The 17,520-nt window shown below is 57.0% G+C and carries 12 protein-coding genes; 3 read left to right on the forward strand and 9 right to left on the reverse strand.

What is annotated here, in order from left to right; translation table 11 throughout:
- Position 1: 1 nt before the first annotated feature.
- Both AAIR21_RS16100 and AAIR21_RS16105 read right to left on the reverse strand, forming a co-directional pair.
- Positions 2–2,599 (reverse strand): glycoside hydrolase family 38 C-terminal domain-containing protein, encoded by a 2,598-nt coding sequence (locus AAIR21_RS16100; RefSeq protein ID WP_138613171.1) that lies wholly within the window; start codon positions 2,597–2,599, stop codon positions 2–4.
- 10 nt (positions 2,600–2,609) lie between these two features.
- Entirely contained in the window at positions 2,610–4,007 is a 1,398-nt protein-coding gene (locus AAIR21_RS16105; protein WP_071993116.1) for a PTS fructose transporter subunit IIC, read from the reverse strand.
- Positions 4,008–4,186: 179 nt separating this feature from the next.
- Here AAIR21_RS16105 and AAIR21_RS16110 point away from each other — a divergent pair, with 179 nt between their 5' ends.
- The gene (locus AAIR21_RS16110) at positions 4,187–4,846 is read left to right on the forward strand and encodes a MurR/RpiR family transcriptional regulator (RefSeq protein ID WP_047366509.1); all 660 of its coding nucleotides are present in this window, start codon (positions 4,187–4,189) and stop codon (positions 4,844–4,846) included.
- Positions 4,847–4,854: 8 nt separating this feature from the next.
- On the opposite strand, the gene AAIR21_RS16115 is transcribed toward AAIR21_RS16110, so the two are convergent.
- From AAIR21_RS16115 to treR, 4 genes are all read right to left on the reverse strand, one after another.
- Positions 4,855–5,601: an oligogalacturonate-specific porin KdgM family protein gene (locus AAIR21_RS16115; RefSeq protein WP_025205757.1), complete on the reverse strand. Its 747-nt coding sequence runs from the start codon at positions 5,599–5,601 to the stop codon at positions 4,855–4,857.
- A 134-nt stretch (positions 5,602–5,735) separates the two neighbouring features.
- A complete protein-coding gene (gene treC / locus AAIR21_RS16120; protein ID WP_032679523.1) occupies positions 5,736–7,391 on the reverse strand; it encodes an alpha,alpha-phosphotrehalase in 1,656 nt (551 codons plus the stop codon).
- A 51-nt stretch (positions 7,392–7,442) separates the two neighbouring features.
- On the reverse strand, positions 7,443–8,861 hold the full coding sequence (gene treB, locus AAIR21_RS16125; RefSeq protein WP_138614774.1) for a PTS trehalose transporter subunit IIBC: 1,419 nt from the start codon (positions 8,859–8,861) through the stop codon (positions 7,443–7,445).
- A gap of 128 nt (positions 8,862–8,989) precedes the next feature.
- Positions 8,990–9,937, reverse strand: a complete 948-nt coding sequence (treR, locus tag AAIR21_RS16130; protein ID WP_014168396.1) for a trehalose operon repressor TreR — start codon at positions 9,935–9,937, stop codon at positions 8,990–8,992.
- Positions 9,938–10,329: 392 nt separating this feature from the next.
- On the opposite strand from treR, the gene mgtA reads away from it, so the two are divergent.
- Positions 10,330–13,038 (forward strand): magnesium-translocating P-type ATPase, encoded by a 2,709-nt coding sequence (gene mgtA, locus AAIR21_RS16135; protein ID WP_138613173.1) that lies wholly within the window; start codon positions 10,330–10,332, stop codon positions 13,036–13,038.
- A gap of 150 nt (positions 13,039–13,188) precedes the next feature.
- The gene (locus tag AAIR21_RS16140; protein ID WP_183516812.1) at positions 13,189–15,573 is read left to right on the forward strand and encodes a beta-N-acetylhexosaminidase; all 2,385 of its coding nucleotides are present in this window, start codon (positions 13,189–13,191) and stop codon (positions 15,571–15,573) included.
- 65 nt (positions 15,574–15,638) lie between these two features.
- Here the strand turns inward: AAIR21_RS16140 and ridA are convergent, their stop codons facing one another.
- The 3 genes from ridA to pyrB form a co-directional block, all read right to left on the reverse strand.
- Positions 15,639–16,025, reverse strand: coding sequence for a 2-iminobutanoate/2-iminopropanoate deaminase (ridA, locus tag AAIR21_RS16145; protein ID WP_014168399.1), 387 nt, complete (start codon positions 16,023–16,025; stop codon positions 15,639–15,641).
- 74 nt (positions 16,026–16,099) lie between these two features.
- Positions 16,100–16,561 (reverse strand): aspartate carbamoyltransferase regulatory subunit, encoded by a 462-nt coding sequence (gene pyrI / locus AAIR21_RS16150; protein ID WP_025205744.1) that lies wholly within the window; start codon positions 16,559–16,561, stop codon positions 16,100–16,102.
- Positions 16,562–16,573: 12 nt separating this feature from the next.
- Entirely contained in the window at positions 16,574–17,506 is a 933-nt protein-coding gene (gene pyrB / locus AAIR21_RS16155; RefSeq protein WP_014168402.1) for an aspartate carbamoyltransferase, read from the reverse strand.
- Between the last annotated feature and the right edge of the window lie 14 nt (positions 17,507–17,520).

A 17,520-nucleotide genomic window follows, 5' to 3' on the forward strand; every position in this document is an offset into this window, starting at 1 on the left:
GTTAAGCCTCAATCAAAAAATCACAGGTCGCAGAAGGGGGGATCGTCGTCACCGATGGCACGTGTTCTTCCAGATAATTGAGCTGGGGACGCTCTGCCAGGCCAGCCGGAACAGGGACAGGCTGCGTCCCGGCGTTGAACACGCGGGCGATCGTGCCAGGCGATCGTTGCGCATGGGGCAGGGCAGAAAGAACGAGCGGTTCCGGTAAGGCGAATAACGAAAATTCTGCCGGCAGCGTGCGTTCGGGCAGGCGCAGCGAAAAACGCTCAAGCCGGTTATCGAGGGTATGGAGCGTTTGCCGTTGATAGGTGAAGGGGTGACCCGTCGCCTGATTCTCCAGCTGGCGCAGCGTCAGATGGTCTGCGTTATCGGCCAGCGCCACGGTGAAGGAAAAGTGCAGCGGTTTGAGCAGCTGCGCATCGGGCGTGTCGACCACCGTATTGTTAATGCCAGACGCCCGGCCAGGTCGCCAGTCAAGATCGCTGCGCCCCAGTACGCCGGTTGATTTGAATAAGGTCAGGGCAATGACTGCCGGATCGCGTCCAATAACCTGAAACTCTTTCATGCCGCGGCTATTCACGACCAGCGCTTTGCCCGCTTGCGCGATAGCGATGATGCCCTCGCTGGTTTCAATATCCACGGGCTTCTCGCGATAGCGCTCCTGCCAGTGAGTCTCGTCGTACCCCGTTTCGCGTTCGATTATCGAGAACGGCTGCGAGGCGAGGGAGTGACGGGTGCAAATATCGCTGTTGATCAGTAAACGCAGCCGGTGATCGCAGTGGCTGTTTACCAGCGAGCTATCAACATGCAGGTTCGGATCGTCGTGACGTAACTCGCACACTATGCGCATTGTTAATGGGGTGCGGGTATTTTCCCGGCGTCCAGCGAGATCCGGCGGCAGCGACATGACCGCCTCAAGCACCATCGTTTGGCAAAGAGGGGTTTTGCTGCAGTCGATCAGCGTGAAATGCGCGCAGCGCGTCGGTTCATCGCCCGCGAGCGGCGAGAAATCATAGCTGTCTCCGGCATCCGCGCAGTCTTCAAGACTGAATAACGACGTGATGCGCCTGGCGTTGCGCTTGTCTTCAAGCACCAGCGTACCGGCCTCCAGCGTCAGTCGATAAACCGTATTCTCTATCGCCTCTCCTTTCGCGGCGCAGGTCCTGGCAAACGGAGCCGGCGTGTCTTTTACGTTGACGGTGATATAGCCCACCGGCGGCAGGAGAGGCGTCTGCAGAACAACATGCCAGCGGAAATAAGGCGGAAGGTGTGTTTCGCGTTCACCCTCACAGGTGAGGGAGATGGCCGTTCCTCCGGGTAACGTCTCGCGTTCCAGAACGTTGAAGGGCAGCGGCTGGCCCTGATACGTCAGGGTGATATTGTCGGCCCGACTGTACAGGGTGGTGTGGATCACGCAGCGGGTCGGGGTGGCCAGCGGGTTGAAAATGAGCAGGTCACCCTCCTGACAGCATGCGGCGGCCAGTGACTTCACCACCAGATTCCACAGGCTGTGACAAAGCTGCTCTGTCTGCTCGAGTCGATGAAGAATGTCGCGGTTAGTGGCATCGCTGTTGCAGCCGCCCATGGAGTCGTGGGCATGGCTTCGCAGAAGCTTCTTCCAGAGGGTGTCCACAATCGGGAGCATGACCGGAATGCCCTGATGACGCGCCATGGCGATGGTGGGCTCCAGCTGTCGCAGGATAAACTGCTCAATATCGGCATTTTTCTTTTTGATATCGTAACGCACAGACCCGATCGTTTTGTGAATGCGGGTGTAGCGCGGCGATTTCAGCTCACCTTCCCATAACGCCAGCTGTTCCCGTTTTGTGCGCAGCAGTGCGACGTACTGCTCCAGCGAGCTGAGGACGTAACGGTCCTGCGTGGGAGAGTGCGCGCTGGCAACCTGCAGGATATGCGGCAGCGCCGGGTCGATGCTGACCTGATCGCCGCCGCAGGGCAGGAGCAGGTCGTCAATCTGCGACCGTGAACGCAGCAGATCCACCATCGGGTAGATCTTGTCGTGCAGATGGCTGGCCTCCGCGCGCATGTTCTTGGCCGCACCATACCCCAGCGCCATTGCACAGGCGATGATGGTTGCACCTGACGGCGCGCGCCAGAGAAACTGGCTGTTTTTGGCCTGAGTGTCGTGGTCGATACCGCGCCAGAAAACGATGTTATCGATATTGCAGCCCTGCAAAATCGTGGGCATCTGCGCGTTATGCCCAAAGGTATCCGGCAGATAACCGACCTGCATGGCATGCCCCAGCGCCCGAGCGGCGAAGATGCCGTATTTGAGATTGCGGATAATCGATTCGCCGTGAACGTTGTAGGTATCTGTCTGGGTGAACCACGGCCCGACAAACACGCTTTTCTCCCTGACCAGTTTTTCCAGCCGGGGCCGGTAATCGGGATTGATGGCGAGAAAGTCATCCACCACCGCCATCTGCCCGTCAAGGTGATAGCACTGCCAGGCCGGATCCTGCTCCAGCGTCTCGATGACCTCCGCAAAGTTGTATGACGCCAGCACCATGCTGTCCTGGCGGGTGAAATACCACTCCTGATCCCAGTGGGTATGGGCTATGACGTGGATCTGGCTCATTGCGCTCTCCTTATCTGGCGTTCTTTGGGCTGAGATAAAGCACGCCCAGGGCGCAAATCAGTGCGCCAATAAAGACGCTTGCCAGGTACCCGACCACATTGGTCGCCAGCGGCCAGCCCCAGATAGCCGGAAGGGGCAACGTCTGCTTCACGCCGAGGGCAATCGCCACCAGCGCACCTGCGACGGCTCCTGTCATAAACACGGGGATCAGGCGTGGGTTTTTCAGGATGAACGGGATAGCGCCTTCTGAAATACCGATAAAGCCCAGCAATAACGAAGTGCTGCCAACGGTTTTCTCTTCACGGCTGAACACGTCCGGCAGGCCAAAACGCCCATTGAGGAACGCGGCGAGGCCTACCCCAATAGAAGGAATCACGATGGAGAGCTCGCGGGCGGTTAAATCAAAAGTCTCGCTCATGCCGTTCAGGCCGAGCGCGACCGATCCTGCCGCCTTGTTGACCGGGCCGCCGAGATCGAATGCGGTACCCGCGGCGATCATGGCCGAATAGAAACCGCGTCCGGTATCACCCGCCGAGGTAAAAAAGACCACCATCAGCTGGTTAAGCGAACCAAAAATCGGGTTGATCAGATATTCCATTACCATCACCAGCGTAATACCGGTGATCAGCGGAACGACCAGCATGGTTTTAAGGGTGGTAAGCTGCTGTCGGACGTGAATGGCATCATTCAGCCAGCGCACCAGATAGCCGACAAAAAAGCCGATGCCAATTGCGCCGAAAAAGCCGGAGGGCATAAAGCCTTCAATATCAAAAAAGCGTTTGTAGACCTCATCTGACATGATGCCGCCGATCAGTCCGGGGATCAGCGCCGGTTTACCGGCAATGGAAAAGGCCAGATACATCGCAAAGACCGGGTACATGAACTTGATGGTCATAAAGCCCATTTTATCCAGCACGCTGAACGGCGAATGCTCAATGTTAATAAACTGCCCGGTAATTTTGGCCGTCGCCATCATCAGGCCGCCCATCACCACGACCGGTAACATATAGCTGATGGCCGCCATGATATGGCCGATAAAAATCTGGTAAGCCGAACGCTGAATGGCGTCTTCATCCGCCACAGTGGTGACGTTTTTCTGCATGGCCAGCGCCTGACGCAGGTAGCGGTCGGTATTTTTAATCAGCTCCTGCGTGCGGGTCTGAAGGTGAGGAACGTGTTCAAAACGTTCTGCGTCCTGAATGGGAACGTCGGTTGCAAGAATAATGGCCGTGGCGGAGGCAATATCCTGTTTCGTTAATCTGTTTTTTACGCCGTCGCTGCCCTGCGTTTCGACCTTGACCTCAATATTATGCTCTTTTGCCCATGCAATAATTTTACTTGCCGCCATAAACGTGTGCGCGATCCCTGTAGGACAAGCCGTTACAGCGATAATTTTTTGATTCATCATTGTAATAATTCCCTGGGTGTGAAAATAGCGAAAGTATAAAGAGAACTTAAAACAGTGTTTAAGGTTTGCTAATACTAATTACGTATCGTCATACGCTATGTTGCAATATGTGAAGCGCCTTCCAGAGACTATTTCGCTATTCTGCTAATATCCTGTTAGGTTTTAACAGGACGTAATAAATGAATTCATTTCAGGGAAGTGAACGGTTGATATTTGAATACATCCAGCACCACGCGCGCAATATTTCTGATATATCGGCAAAAGAGATTGCGCGTGATACGTTTACGACAACCACCTCGGTTAATCGTGTCTGTAAGAAAATGGGCTATAAGAGTTATACCGAGCTTCGCTATCGGTTTTTACGCGACCATTTTACGTCTGTCCCTGCCGAGCCTGCGATGGGGCCGCAGGCAGACGATATCGTGGTGGACGTGTCCCGGTTACTGACCCATTCCAGCCATATCTATTTATATGCACGCGGGGCATCTCTCACCAGCCTCAACTACCTGTCGCGTTTTTTGTCACTGGCGAGCCTGCCGCACCTGATTCTGAATGATATGCACCAGTTGACCCGGGTATCGAAGGGCACGCTGGTGTTGATCAGTAAATCCGGGGAGACGCAGTCGCTGATAGAAATGGCGCGTAACGCGCTGCGTAAGGGGCTAAAGATTATTGCGATTACCCGTCAGGGTTCGACGCTGGCCGGGCTTTCTACGCTGTGCTGGCCGTTGTCGATTGATATAAATGCCGTCTCGTTATACCAGCGAGAGGGACAGCTGGACCTGTTAAGCGCCGTCGATCGTATCGGCTGCAGGCTTCTGCAGCACGATACGGAGTAGGCAGGCCGTCAGAGCTGTTTCACGATACCCAGACGAATGGCGTAATCATTTTCATGATTGCCATCCTGAGTGAGGTAGGTTTTATCCAGCGACACCAGTTCGACGTAAGGCGTCCAGCCGTCGTCGAGCTTGTAGTTGAACGCTACGGTGTGCTCCCAGTAGGTATCATCCCCGGTTCCCTGATCGACATTATCCTGCCAGCGGAAGCGCGGGTTATAGGACATGCCGAATTTCCCGATGTTGTACGCGAACCACAGGTCGAACTGGTGTGACTCGCGGCGGGTGTAGCCGCTGCCGTCCAGGCGTTTGTCGCTGTGCGCGTCGTTAACGGTGTTATAGCGGTAGCGGGCAGACAGGTTCAGGCCGTTATCGAATGCTTTCCAGCCCTGGATGAAGGGGCGGTAATGCGTATTGCTGGCGGTAAAGACGGTCACCATCCCTGGCGCGATGGCGAACCCATTTCCCAGATCAAAACGCCAGCGCGTTTCGATTTCCTGTGCTGCCTCCGTTAACCCTTTTTCGTCCGGATTATATCGGTCGGTATCACCAAAGAACGTATCGTTATGGTTTTGCGCCGCTTCGACGGAAAAGTAAAAACCGTTATCAGCCTGATGCATCACTTTAATACGTGAATCATTTACGTCTGAGCGCGTATTATGACCAAAGCGAAGATCGACGGAGGTATTTCCGCACCATCCCTGGGTACTTAATAATAATGCGCTAATACATGTTGCTTTAATAATTGTCTTTTTCATAATGTCCTGCCGAGGTTATTTAAATGGCAGGGCTATTCTTATTTTGGCACACCGTGAAGTAAAAGTTATCGTCGTACATTTAGCGTATCGCTAAACATAAAAAAAGAGATACAGCTGGCTGTATCTCTTGAGGGTTATTCCTGTATCCACCAGATGGCTTCAAACGGGCGCAACAGCAGGTTGTCGGGCTGAGGGGGAGCATCCGCATAGTTGCTCAGTGCGACCCGCCATGCTCCCTGTACTGACGCGGGAACCCATTGCTGGCGCTCACGGCTCAGGTTTGCCACCACCATCAGCGTCTGGCCCTGCGACCGCCGGCGATAGCACCACAGGGAAGGGTGGTCGGGCAGCAGATCTTCATAATCTCCCCATGTCAGCACCGGCAGGGTTTTGCGCAGGCGAATCAGCGTCTGGTAGGTGTAAAACACCGAATCAGTATCGTCCAGCGCCGCACGGGCATTGACCGTCTCGTAGTTGTCGCAAACGCCAATCCACGGCTCACCCTCGGTAAAGCCCGCACTGTGTGTGGCATCCCACTGCATTGGCGTGCGGCCATTATCGCGGGATTTACTCGCCAGAATAGCCAGCAATTCTTCGGGGGCGCGACCGTTGGCCCGCAGTTCAGCGAACATATTAAGGCTTTCAACGTCGCGGTAATCGGTTATACGGCTGAAGTGCGGGTTGGTCATACCCAGCTCTTCGCCCTGGTAAATATACGGGGTGCCCTGCATTCCGTGCAGCACCATGCCGAGCATTTTCGCGGCGTGGGGACGGTACTCCCCTTCATCGCCAAAGCGCGACACAATGCGCGGCTGATCGTGGTTACACCAGAACAGCGCGTTCCAGGCCTTGTTGTGCATGCCCTGCTGCCAGTGGCGGAAGAGGGTTTTCAGCGCCACGAAGTCCGGCCTGGCCAGGGTCCACTTTTCGCCGCCGGGGTAATCCACTTTCAGGTGGTGGAAGTTGAAGGTCATCGACAGCTCGCGCCCGTCGAGAGAGGCGTATTGCTGACAGTTTTCCAGCGAGGTCGACGACATCTCGCCTACCGTCATCAGGTTTCGCGGGGTAAAGACGTCGCGGCTCATCTCCTGAAGATACTCATGAATGCGTGGTCCGTCGGTATAGAAGCGACGGCCATCGCCCACGGCGTCATCCGGGAAATCCTGGTCTTTGGAAATCAGGTTAATCACATCGAGGCGTAAACCGTCCACGCCACGGTCGGCCCAGAACTCGCACACCTTTTTCAGTTCGGCGCGCACCTGCGGGTTTTCCCAGTTGAGGTCCGCCTGCTCGGGGGCGAACAGGTGCAGATAGTACTGCTCGCTCTCGGCGTGCCAGCGCCAGGCGTTGCCGCCAAATTTGGAGCGCCAGTTATTGGGCAGTTGTTCCGGTGTGCCGTCGCGCCAGATGTAGAACTGGCGATACGGACTCTCTTTATTCAGCGATTCCCGGAACCAGGCGTGCTGCGTTGAGGTGTGATTGAACACCATATCCAGCACGATACGAATGCCGCGTTGATGGGCCTGCGCGACCAGCTCGTCAAAATCATCCAGCGTGCCATAGGCCGGGTCGATGGCGGTGTAATTCGCCACGTCGTACCCGTTATCTACCTGCGGGGAAATATAAAACGGCGTCAGCCAGATGGCGTCGATGCCGAGGGTTTGCAGGTAGTCCAGCCGCTGCGTGACGCCGCGTAAATCGCCGGTACCGCTGCCCGTCGTGTCCTGAAAACTCTTTGGATAGATCTGGTAGATAACGCCGTTCTGCCACCAGTGAGGAAGGGTATTCATAATGCGTTCCTGCAAATGCGAAGGGGCGCAACTGCGCCCCGAAAGATGAAGTTAAACAATTTGCAGCGCGCCCTGACGGTACTTACGCTGGTAAACCACGGTGGTGAGAGCCATTGGGACGACAATCGCGATGACCATCGCCAGGGAAAACACCTGCCAGAAAGCGGGCTGGATGGAGAGAATACCAGGCAGACCGCCGACACCGATCCCGTTCGCCATCACACCGTACAGACCGCATACCAGGCCTGCCAGACCGGAGCCGATCATCGCGCACAGCATCGGGAAGCGGTATTTCAGGTTGATACCGTACATCGCCGGTTCGGTAACGCCGAGGTAGGCGGAGATGGCGGCCGGAACAGAAATCTCACGCTCGTTATGCTTGCGGCTGACCAGGATAATGCCCGTGACCGCCGAGGCCTGCGCAATGTTAGACAGCGCGATGATAGGCCAGACCGGTGTACCGCCCATGCTCTGAATCATCTGCATATCAATCGCCAGCGTGGTCTGGTGCACGCCGGTGATCACCAGCGGGGCGTACAGGAAGCCAAACAGCATGGCACCAATCGGCGCGAAGCTGCCGGTCATCAGGTGACGTACCGCGAAGGCAACGCCGTCGCCAATCATGCGGCCAAACGGACCGATAAACGCATGGGCGAGGAAGACGGCCAGAATAAGGGAGCAGACCGGCACCACCACCAGATAGAGGTAATCCGGTACGATGCGTTTCAGGCGCGTTTCAATAAAGCCCAGCGTCAGACCGGCCAGCAAGGCTGGGATCACCTGCGCCTGATAGCCCACTTTCGCGATGGTGAACAGACCGAAGTTCCACACCTCAGGCACCTGCTGACCAAGTAAGTAAGCGTTCATTAACTGTGGAGAGACCAGCGTGACGCCCAGCACGATACCCAGAATCGGCGTGCCGCCCATTTTGCGCACCGCTGACCAGCAAATCCCGACCGGCAGATAGAAGAAGATCGCTTCGCCAATCAGCCACAGGAAGTCGTAAACGGTTTTCAGCGCCGGGTACATCTGCGCCAGGGTTTTGCCGTCGCTCATCGGCACATCACCGATAACGTTGCGGAAGCCCAGAATCAGACCGCCGCTGATCAGTGCCGGGAGCAGCGGGAAGAAAATCTCCGCGAAGTGGGAAATTAACTGCTCGTGCCATTTCATATTCTGGCGTGCAGCTTTCTTGGCTTGCTCTTTATCGGCTGAACTGTGCCCGGTTGTCGCCAGCAGAGCCTGATAGTAATCGCCCACTTCGGTACCGATGACGACCTGGAACTGACCGGCGTTGGTAAAGCAGCCTTTGACCATGGAAAGCGCTTCAATGGCTTTCGGATCGGCTTTGGCCGGATCGTTCAGCACGAAGCGCAGGCGGGTAATGCAATGGCTGACGGTCGCGATGTTTTCACGGCCGCCTACCAGGACAATCAACTGGTCGATATCTTCTTGTTTGACTTTACTCATCATGAAACCTCATGACCGATGGTGAGGGGGGTAATGACCTGAGCGCAAGCCTACTCCTTCAGCGTGACGGCGAAAATGGGAACGTTCCCGAAATCAGGCGAAGATCACAATAAACGGATAAACGAGGGTTATGAAAGGTGGGCAGGAATTACGATCTGACGCGGCTCAGCACGTCCGTTAATTTGCTCGATCAGCTGTGCAGCGGCCTGCCTGCCTGACTCGGCGTAGCCCGGATCGACGGTGATAATCTCCGGGTGCAGAAACTTCATCAGCGGCGTACTGCCTACGCTCGCGATCTGCAGTCCCTCTATGCGTTGCTCCTGAAGATATTTACTCGCGCCCAGCGCCAGGGTATCGGTGGCGCACACCAGCGCCGTGGTCTGCGGGGTCAGCACGCTGGCGACCTGCTCGTAGCCCTGTTTCATTCCCAGACCCGGCAGAGACGCGACGGCGGAAAGGTTGTGCTGTTTACAGAAGGTCAGGTAGGCCTCGTGACGCCGTTTGCCGGTGGTAACGTCCGCATGCGGTACGCCGAGGTAGCTGATATGGCGATGGCCTTTATCGTACAGACGCTGCATCAGGGTAATAATCGCCCCCTCATCGTCGTAACAGACGGAGGCAAAACCGTGGGCATCGCGCGCCAGCATCACCATCGACGCCTGCCAGGGCTTCAGCATCTCCTCTTTGATGCCGGTAAAACCGAACAGCACCACGCCGTCAATGTTGCGCCGCTGGAGCATACCCAGATGCTCTTCAACCAGCTGCGTGGAGAACTGGCTCTCCATCATGATGGGGTCGTAGCCCTGCTCATAAAAGGCGGGCAGCATGGTCTGAACGGCGAGGTTCTCGGACAGGGAATCCAGACGCGAGACGATAATGGCAACCACTTTGTCACTTTGCCCGCGCATGGCGCGCGCAGAGCGGGAAGGGGAAAAACCGTGCTGATTCATTACCGCCTCGACGCGCTCGCGGGTGCGTTCGCTGACACCGCTCTCATTGTTGAGCACGCGCGATACGGTGGATTTCCCCACGCCGCTTAAACGCGCGATGTCTTTTATCGTAAGGCGGTTCTGCATGCTGTATTCCCTGTAACAATGACAACGTGGTCAGTAGAGCCTAATGCTATAGCGTGTTTTCGCTATGGGCAAAGTCTGGTTTACGTTCGGTTTATTTGCGGGGGAGTATAATACCGCCCGAATCGCCGCAAACGGTACGGTTAAATCCTTATACTGCGCGGCGGCACCCTACTTTTTTACTTACCGGAGGTGACATGGATCCCGATCCCACGCTTCTCCTGAACGGGAGCGTTCTTTCTTTCCGGTAAGCCAGCCTTTGTGCTGTCTCACCGGTATGTGAGGCAGCAACGTCCTGCACGTTCCTGCTTAAAACATTAAGTGCCTGTCAGGTACGGCCTTGCCACGCCTGCAGGAAATACTGTGTCCGCGTTTGCGGGCGCGGGGGAATGACTATGTTTAAAAATATCACCCGGCAGCTGCAGGCGATGCTGAGCCGCCACCTGCCACATCGTCTTGTTCAGCGCGACCCGCTGCCAAATGCCAAAAATATGGCCTCTGCAGCGATCCCTGCTTCCCTGAGCCAACGCTGCCTGAACGTGGCGGCGATGGATGAAAACGAAGTCTGGCGTGCCTTTGGCGGGCATCCGGAGGGGCTGAACGCGGCGGAAGTGGAAAAAATCCGTGCCGTGCATGGCGATAACCAAATTCCGGCGCAAAAACCGGCGCCGTGGTGGGTGCATCTGTGGACCTGCTACCGTAACCCGTTCAACCTGCTGCTGACCGTGCTTGGCATTATCTCCTATGCCACCGAAGATCTGTTTGCCGCCGGGGTTATCGCCCTGATGGTGGGGATCTCCACGCTGCTGAACTTTATTCAGGAGGCCCGTTCTACCCGCGCGGCAGACGCCCTGAAAGCGATGGTAAGCAACACCGCAACCGTCTCGCGCGTCATTAACGATCTCGGGGAGAACGCCTGGGTTGAGCTGCCCATCGACCAGCTGGTGCCGGGCGATCTGGTGAAGCTGGCGGCCGGCGACATGATCCCCGCGGATTTACGTATTCTTCAGGCGCGGGATCTGTTCGTGGCGCAGGCCTCGCTGACCGGTGAATCTCTGCCGGTAGAAAAAGTGGCGCGCACCCGCGACCCGCAGCAGATGAACCCGCTCGAGTGTGACACCCTCTGCTTTATGGGCACTACGGTGGTCAGCGGCACGGCGCAGGCAATGGTCATCGCTACCGGCGGCAACACCTGGTTTGGACAGCTGGCCGGGCGCGTGAGCGAGCAGGAGAGCGAACCGAATGCCTTCCAGAAGGGGATTGGCCGCGTCAGCATGCTGCTGATCCGCTTTATGATGGTGATGACGCCGATCGTGCTGCTGATCAACGGCTATACCAAGGGCGACTGGTGGGAAGCGGCGCTGTTTGCGCTTTCCGTCGCCGTGGGGTTAACGCCTGAAATGCTGCCGATGATTGTCACCTCCACGCTGGCGCGCGGGGCGGTCAAACTGTCAAAACAGAAAGTGATCGTCAAACACCTGGATGCCATTCAAAACTTTGGCGCGATGGACATTCTCTGCACCGATAAAACCGGCACGCTGACCCAGGACAAAATTGTGCTGGAGAACCACACCGATATCGCCGGTAAAACCAGCGATCGCGTGCTGCACAGCGCCTGGCTGAACAGCCACTACCAGACCGGGCTGAAAAACCTGCTCGACGTCGCCGTGCTCGAAGGCGTGGATGAAGAATCTGCCCGCACGCTTTCCGGGCGCTGGCAGAAAGTGGATGAGATCCCGTTCGACTTCGAGCGCCGCCGCATGTCGGTGGTGGTGAGCGAGCATCCGGACGTGCATCAGCTGATCTGCAAAGGCGCATTGCAGGAGATCCTCAATGTCTCAACCCAGGTGCGCTATAACGGCGACATTGTGCCGCTGGATGAAACCATGCTGCGCCGTATCAAGCGCGTCACCGATAACCTGAACCGTCAGGGGCTGCGCGTGGTGGCGGTGGCGAGTAAATTCCTGCCTGCACGCGAAGGGGACTATCAGCGTATCGACGAATCCGATCTGATCCTCGAGGGTTATATCGCATTCCTCGATCCGCCGAAAGAGACCACCGCGCCTGCGCTGAAAGCGTTAAAGGCCAGCGGGATCACCGTGAAAATCCTTACCGGCGACAGCGAGCTGGTGGCCGCCAAAGTGTGTCATGAAGTGGGGCTGGATGCGGGTGACGTCGTTGTGGGAAGTGATATTGAGCACCTCTCCGATAATGCGCTGGCGACGCTTGCGCAGCGCACCACGCTGTTCGCCCGGCTGACACCCATGCACAAGGAGCGCATTGTCACCCTGCTGCGTCGCGAAGGGCATGTGGTGGGCTTTATGGGCGACGGCATTAACGATGCGCCCGCCCTGCGTGCGGCGGATATTGGTATCTCTGTAGACGGTGCGGTGGACATTGCCCGTGAGGCGGCGGATATCATTCTGCTGGAAAAGAGCCTGATGGTGCTGGAGGAGGGCGTTATCGAGGGACGTCGCACCTTCGCCAACATGCTGAAGTACATCAAGATGACCGCCAGTTCCAACTTCGGTAACGTTTTCAGCGTGCTGGTGGCGAGTGCGTTTCTGCCGTTCCTGCCGATGCTGCCGCTGCACCTGCTGATCCAGAACCTGATGTACGATGTCTCTCAGGTCGCCATCCCGTTTGATAACGTGGACGACGAGCAGATCCAGAAGCCGCAGCGCTGGAACCCGTCCGATCTGGGGCGCTTTATGCTGTTCTTTGGCCCGATCAGCTCCATCTTCGACATTCTGACCTTCTGCCTGATGTGGTTTGTGTTCCATGCCAACACGCCGGAACACCAGACGCTGTTCCAGTCCGGCTGGTTCGTGGTAGGGCTGCTGTCGCAAACGCTGATTGTGCATATGATCCGTACGCGTCGCATCCCGTTCATCCAGAGCCGGGCCGCGTGGCCGCTGATTGTCATGACCGGCATCGTGATGGCGCTCGGCATTGCACTGCCGTTCTCGCCGCTGGCCAGCTACCTCCAGCTGCAGGCGCTGCCGCTGAGCTACTTCCCGTGGCTGGTGGCGATCCTCGCGGGCTACATGGTGCTGACGCAGATGGTCAAAGGCTTCTATAGCCGTCGGTATGGGTGGCAGTGATTTCCCCCCTCTCCCGGCACGGGAGAGGGGTACGTTTCCTCCCAAATTCAACAACCTGTGATCTCCGTCAGCGCATTCGCTTGACGACAAAATGAGCGCATGTTAACTGAATGTTTTGCCTTTATTTGGCCCGTCAGATAAGGAACATTCATGTTACGGTACAGTCTCTTAACCGCCGGGCTGATGCTCGGCGCGTCAGCGTTTGCCGCTCCGGCAGGCGATCTTCCCCTGATGCCCTGGCCTGCGAAGGTTGAACGTCCCGCGACGCAGGGCGCACTGGTACTCAACAACACCCTTTCCGTCAGCGTTACCGGAGATGACCTCGGCGACGCGGTCAACCGTCTGCGCCAGCGCATCGCCCTGCAAACCGGCTGGACGCTACAGCCGCAGGTCGTTAAACCGGACAAGCCCACCATCCGCATTGCCATTACCAAAAAAGTGAAGCCGCAGCCGCTGCCGGACAGCGATGAGCGCTATACGCTCACGGTCGATGCCAGTGGCGTGGATATCACCGCCAACACCCGTTTTGGCGCGCTGCGCGCCATGGAAACCCTGCTCCAGCTGATACAAAACGGGGCGGAAAACACCTCCCTGCCGTGGGTCACTATTGAGGATTCCCCCCGTTTCCCGTGGCGTGGGCTGCTGCTTGACTCGGCACGACACTTTATCCCGCTGCCGGATATCAAGCGGCAGATTGACGGTATGGCGGCGGCAAAACTCAACGTGCTGCACTGGCACTTGACCGACGATCAAGGCTGGCGCTTCAGCTCGACACGCTATCCAAAGCTCACGCAGCTCGCCAGCGACGGGCTGTTTTATACGCCGGAACAGATGCGCGACGTTGTGCGCTATGCTACCGAGCGCGGCATCCGCGTGGTGCCGGAGATCGACATGCCGGGCCACGCCTCGGCGATTGCCGTGGCCTACCCGGAACTGATGAGCGCCCCGGGACCGTATGTGATGGAACGCCACTGGGGCGTGCTGAAACCGGTCCTGGATCCGACAAAAGCGGCGACCTATCAGTTTGCGGAGGCGATGGTCAGTGAACTGGCGGCGATCTTCCCCGATCCGTATCTGCATATCGGTGGCGATGAGGTGGATGACACCCAGTGGAAAGCGAACGCCGCCATTCAGCAGTTTATGCGCGACAACACACTGGCAGACAGCCACGCCCTGCAGGCCTATTTCAACCGCAAGCTGGAAAATATCCTCGAAAAACACCACCGGCAGATGGTGGGCTGGGATGAAATTGCTCATCCTGATCTGCCAAAAAGCATCGTGATCCAGTCCTGGCAGGGCCAGGACGCGCTGGGGCAGGTGGCGCAAAATGGCTATAAAGGCATTCTCTCGACCGGCTTTTACCTCGATCAGCCCCAGTCCACCGCCTATCACTACCGCAATGAAATTGTGCCGCAGGGGTTAAACGGCGAGGATGTGATTGGCGACACCGACAGCGCTCAAAGCTGGACATTCACCATGCCGCGTCTGAAAGGCAAGCCGGTGGAGGGGAGCTTCACCCTGGTGAAAGGGGATTCCGGCTGGCGTGGATTTATTGATTTCGCCGGGAAATCCCGTCGTGCGGTACAGGATATTGCGTGGCGCGACGACAATCAGGTGACGTTTACCGTCGATACCTGGATGGGCGAAACGCGCCCGGTGGTGTCGGTGGACAACGATAAGCTGAGCGGCTATTTCCTGGTGGGCAATGCCCGCTATCCCATTAGCGGCAAGCGCCTGGACGATATCCCCAAAGGCATCCCGCCGGTGGTACCGGACGCCGCTCATCAGGTGAACCTGCTCGGCGGGGAAGCCGCGCTGTGGGCGGAAAACGTGGTCGCACCGGTGCTGGATATCCGCCTGTGGCCGCGCACCTTTGCGGTGGCGGAGCGGTTATGGTCCGCGCAGGACGTTAACGATGTCGACAATATGTACACCCGCCTGCAGGCGATGGACAGCTGGTCGACGGTCTCGGTCGGGCTGCAGCAGCATACTCAGCAGCAGGTGCAGTTCACGCGTCTGGCGAATAACGCCGATACCCTTCCGCTGCAAATCCTCGCGCAGGCAATCGAGCCGGCGCAGTATTACACCCGTCAGCACCTTAAGTTCCAGGCCGGAAATTACCATCAGTTCGAACCGCTCAACCGGTTTGCTGATGCGCTCAACGCCGAAAGTGCCACGGTGCGCCAGATGAACAAATGGGCTGACCGCCTGGCCAGCGACGCGGAAGACACGGAAAGCGCCGACGCGCTGCGCCACGTCTTCAACCGCTGGCAAAGCAACACCAGCGATGCGCTGGCATTAAGTGAAAACAGCTACGCACTGAAGGCGATTAAACCGGTTATTCAGGAGGTGGATAAGCTGGCCTCGATTGGCCTGCGGCTGACGGATCTGGTGGCGCGTCAGGGGACGCTGGATGACAACGAGATTGCCTCTATTCAGGGCGAGCTGGATAACGCGGCGAAAATACAGGATGAAGTGGTGATTGCGGCGGTGTATCCGCTGGAGACGCTGCTACGGGCGACGCGGAATCAGTAGCAAAACGCCCGGTAGCGCGTTGCCTGCCGGGCACAAAGGCAGCGTCGGCTGCCCCTGACTGAAACTTAGCGACGTACGGCGATCGCTTCGATTTCAATTTTCACGTCTTTAGGCAGACGCGCAACTTCCACACAGGAGCGTGCAGGGAAAGTGGCGTTGTGCTCAGTGAAGAACGCTTCGTACGTGGCGTTAACGGTCGCGAAATCGTTCAGATCTTTCACGAACACAGTGGTTTTCACGATGTCGCCCACTTTCAGACCCGCAGACTCCACGATAGCCTGTACGTTTTCCAGCGACTGACGCGCCTGCGCCGCCACGTCTTCTGGCACTTCACCCGTTTTTGGGTTCACCGGGATCTGGCCAGAGGTAATAATCATGCTACCCAGATCAACGCCCTGAACGTATGGGCCGATAGCCGCTGGTGCATTTTCCGTCGCGAGTACTTTGGTCATGATTTCTCCAGAATAACAGCTGATTAAATGTTCCCGGCCATTATAGGGAGGCCGGGATCCTTTACCAACCTCAATTAGTTGGCCAGCACCACATAATGAGAAAACTCTTTTTCGCAGTATTTGCATTTGAGTGCGATGTCATCGGCACGTTTTTTCACTGCAAAACTGGACGAAACCGGCTCAGCATGACTGATGCAGTTGCTGTTCGGGCAGACCAGCACATTTTCAATGCGATCCGGCAGATTGGGACGGGATTTACCGACCACTTCGTACTCGTCGATGCGGTTCACGGTGGCATCCGGCGCGTACAGAGAGAGCTGGTTAACCTGCTCGTCGGTCAGGAAGGTGTTTTCAATCTTGATCAGGTCTTTGCGGCCCATTTCACCCGACGGCAGGTTCAGGCCGATGGTGATGCGCTGGTCGGTTTCGGTCAGCTTGAACAGCGTCAGCAGCTTAAAGCCGATCTGGGCAGGGATGTGGTCAATCACGGTGCCACGTTTGATGGCTTCAACCTGGAGTTTGTTATCGTGTGTCATTGTCATTTCCCCTTACAGAGCCAATTCGCGATTCAGAACCAGTGCCAGTAACGCCTGGCGGGCGAAGATGCCGTTTCCGGCCTGCTGGAAGTACCAGGCGTGCGGCGTTTTATCCACGTCGGTGGTGATCTCATCGATACGTGGCAGCGGGTGCAGCACCTTCATATTCTCGCGTGCGCCGTCGAGGTCGCTGGCGCGCAGCACAAACTGTGCCTTCACGTTGGCGTATTCAGACGGATCCAGACGCTCTTTTTGCACGCGGGTCATATACAGAATATCAACGTTGCCCATCACCTCTTCGATGCTGGCATGCAGACTCCACGGGATCCCTTTTTCGTCCAGCATGTCGAGGATGTACTGCGGCATTGCCAGCGCGTCCGGCGCGATGAAGAAGAAGTGGTTGCCGTTAAATTTCGCCAGCGCCTGGGTCAGCGAGTGAACGGTGCGGCCATATTTCAGGTCGCCCACCATGGCGATGTTCAGGTTTTCCAGACGGCCCTGCGTTTCCTGAATGGTGAACAGATCCAGCAGGGTCTGCGTCGGATGCTGGTTGGCCCCGTCTCCGGCGTTCAGCACCGGAATACCGCCGGAAAATTCGGTCGCCAGACGCGCCGCGCCTTCCTGCGGGTGGCGCATCACAATCGCGTCAACGTAGGTACTGATAACTGAAATGGTATCCGCCAGCGTTTCGCCTTTTTTACCCAGCGAGGTGTTGCTGCTGTCTGAAAACCCCACCACGCTCGCGCCGAGGCGGTGCATGGAGGTTTCGAAGGAGAGGCGGGTGCGGGTCGACGCTTCGAAGAAGCAGCTCGCAATCACCTTGTGCTTCAGCAGTTCCGGTTGCGGATTTGCCTTCAGTTTTGCCGCGGTTTCCAGAACCAGTTCCAGCTCTTCGCGGCTGAGGTCGTTTATGGAAATGATGTGTTTTTGATAAAGCGGATTCATGTTTATCTCCTGAC

Origin of the sequence: Enterobacter sp. PTB (genome assembly GCF_051130085.1) — a bacterium.
Lineage (GTDB): Bacteria > Pseudomonadota > Gammaproteobacteria > Enterobacterales > Enterobacteriaceae > Enterobacter > Enterobacter ludwigii.